A 2,656-nucleotide genomic window follows, 5' to 3' on the forward strand; every position below is an offset into this window, starting at 1 on the left:
ATTCGGTCGAGGGCCGCCTGCGCGAGGCGGGCGGCCGGGCCGAGAACCTCTACGGTCAGGCCAAGGACGCGGTCCGCCACGCGGCGGACGAGGCCTACGACCACGCCGAGGATGCCTACGAGCGCGGCCGCGACTACCTGCGCGAGGGCCACGACCGGTCCGCCGCCTACCCGCACGCCTCGCTGCTCGTGGCCGGCCTCGTCGGCTTCGGTCTCGGCCTGCTCGTCAGCAAGCTCTGACGCACGCCCTCCCGTCCGACTGCCACCGACCCGACACGGGACCGGAGGACCCGCGCAGGACCGGACGACCCGCGTGAGACCGACGTCCGGCGCCTCCCCGTCGCCGCAGGCGATGCCCGCACGATCCATCTCGACGCGATGTCGTCGGGGAGGATCGTCGCGTGCGCCGCACGCCGCATCCGATCCCGCGAACCGGTCCCCGCCCCGGGGCGGGGGCCGTCCCCCGGCCGGCACCGCCGGCCACCACACCGAAAACCACACCGAAACACGAGAGAGGCGACCCGATGAGCAAGGGATATCCGTCGATGACCGCCCTGCTGGGCCTGCTGGCCGTGGCCGGCTACCAGAACCGGGACAAGATCGCCGAATGGCTCGGCGGCAAGGCCGGGGAGACGCACCGCTCGCCCGTGCCGCAGGTGCCGAACGCCGCGCCCGCGACCGGCATGCCGGCGAACCTGGACCGCCTGCTCGGCGGCGTCGGATCGGCGGGCATCGGCAGCCTGATCGCGAGCGGTCTCGGCGAGCTCGTCGATCATTTCAGCAAGGGCGGCCACGGCGAGACCGCGCAGTCCTGGATCAACCCGGGGCCGAACCGGGACATCCGGGCGGCGGAGCTGGAGCGCGTCATCGGGCCGGAGACGCTCGCATCCCTCGAGGAGCGGACCGGCCTGAGCCGGAGCGAGCTGCTCGCGCGGCTGTCGCGCGAGCTGCCCGCGGCGGTGGACCGCTACTCGCCGGACGGGCGCCTTCCCACGCTCGGCTGACCGCCCGCGATCGGGGAAGATCCCGGTTCCGCCCGCCGGCGGGAGCCTCGGGCTCGGCAGGCGCCGGGCACCTGCCGCGGCGAGCGGTGCGGAGGATCGGCTCAGGCGACCGACGCGATGTGCTGCGCGACCCGGCGCACCTGCGACGACGGGTACCAGCGGTCGCCGCGCGCTCGGCGCGCCGCCTTCGTTCAGGGCAAGGGCGACCTGCGCGAAGGTGGTAGCGTCCGCGGCGCGCGGCCGTCGGCGTCGCGATCGATCTGGGAGGCGACGTGAACCTGATTCATACGCGCCGCACCACGGGACGGGAGCGTTCCGGCCGCCGCCCGGCACCGGGCGCGACCGTCCCCCCGGCCCGGCGATCCGGTCGTGAAAGACAGATTCTACGTGCTCGAAATGAACACGCCTTCCGTTGAGAGGTCGATGATGGTGGGCGAGGGTGCGCCGTGGCGGCGCGGGCCGGGAGGGCCTGCCCCATCAATCGGCCCGGAACAGGCCGACGGCGACCTGATCGACCGGGGCGCCGCTGAGCTGGATCGTCACCGGCCCGGGCTCGAGCCGGAAGCGGAGGCTCTTGCGGACCGAGGGACATCCCTTCTGCCCGCTCTGGCCGAGGGACTTGAGCGACGTCCGCCCGTCCTGGCTGACGTCGATCCACGCCTCGCTGGAGACGGTCACCTGGTAGACGCCGCCCGGCACCGCGGGCGCCGTGACGAAGCCGCCGAAGGTGTCGGGCTTCGGCGCGCGCTCGGGCGGGACCGGAAAGTTCGCCTCGGCGGCGGGCCTCAGCCGCAGGCTCACCGCCATCGTCCCGGCGGGCAGCGACGCCCCCGGCGCGAGCACGGGAAGGCTGGGCTCCGCGAAGGCGGCCAGCTCGCGCTGCACGGACCAGGCGAAGCGCTCGCAGGCAGGAACCTCCTGCGCCACCGCCGGGGCCGCCGACAGGATCGGCAGCCCCACGAGAGCTCCGGCGAAGCCTGCCGCGCAAAGGAGGGCCGCGCGCAGGAGGCTGGTCGGACGCCGCATCGTCATCGCTCCTCCATCGGAGTGTTGGGTGCCGTGAAGCCGTGCCGCGCCAGGACCGCCTGGCCCTCGGGCGACAGGATGAACAGGGCGAGGCGATAGGCCCCCTCGGCGGCGCCGTTCATCACCGCGAGGCCGTAATCGGCCCCCACCGCGATCGCCTCCGGCAGGTCCACCACCCGGGCGCCCGCGACCTCGCGCGCCGCGACGCGCGCGTTCGTGCAGTAGGTCAGGAACAGGTCCGCCTCGCCCCGCTCGACGAGGGTGCCGTACACGCTGCGCTCCGTGGCCGGCTTCGGACTCGCCGGGCCTCCGGTGAGCCGGAGCGCCTTGCCGGCGAGCACGGCCAGGCTGCCGGGGCGCTGCGCGTCGATCCGGCGGAAGACCGCCCAGGCATAGTCTCCGGACGGGTCGGATCCCGGCGTCGAGGTGCCCAGCTTGATCCGCGGATCGAGCATGCGGTCCACGATGTCGGCGCCGGTCGTCGCCAAGCCGGGACGCGCGAGCGCGCAGAGGCGGTTGCGGGCGAACAGCACCGCCGGACCGCCGCGCCCGGCCTCGGCCAGCGCCCGCGGGTGCTCCATGTTGGCGGAGGCGAAGACCTCGGCGGGCGCTGGCCGAGGCCGGGCG

4 protein-coding genes are annotated in these 2,656 nt (G+C 74.6%); 2 read left to right on the plus strand and 2 right to left on the minus strand.

Going from position 1 to position 2,656, the window contains the following annotated elements; all coding sequences use genetic code 11:
- Positions 1 to 239, plus strand: a 239-nt coding sequence (locus AX737_RS03260) for a hypothetical protein (RefSeq protein ID WP_066918958.1), incomplete at its 5' end; no start/stop codon positions are given.
- A gap of 284 nt (positions 240 to 523) precedes the next feature.
- Positions 524 to 1,003 (plus strand): YidB family protein, encoded by a 480-nt coding sequence (locus tag AX737_RS03265; RefSeq protein ID WP_066918960.1) that lies wholly within the window; start codon positions 524 to 526, stop codon positions 1,001 to 1,003.
- 477 nt (positions 1,004 to 1,480) lie between these two features.
- Here the strand turns inward: AX737_RS03265 and AX737_RS03270 are convergent, their stop codons facing one another.
- Both AX737_RS03270 and AX737_RS03275 read right to left on the minus strand, forming a co-directional pair.
- On the minus strand, positions 1,481 to 2,029 hold the full coding sequence (locus AX737_RS03270) for a hypothetical protein (protein ID WP_066918962.1): 549 nt from the start codon (positions 2,027 to 2,029) through the stop codon (positions 1,481 to 1,483).
- Between the two features lie 2 nt (positions 2,030 to 2,031).
- Positions 2,032 to 2,656: substrate-binding domain-containing protein (locus AX737_RS03275; protein WP_082772854.1), on the minus strand; the 625-nt coding region annotated here is incomplete at its 5' end.

Source organism: Methylobacterium sp. CCH5-D2, from assembly GCF_001556475.1.
Taxonomy (GTDB): Bacteria; Pseudomonadota; Alphaproteobacteria; order Rhizobiales; family Beijerinckiaceae; genus Methylobacterium; species Methylobacterium hispanicum.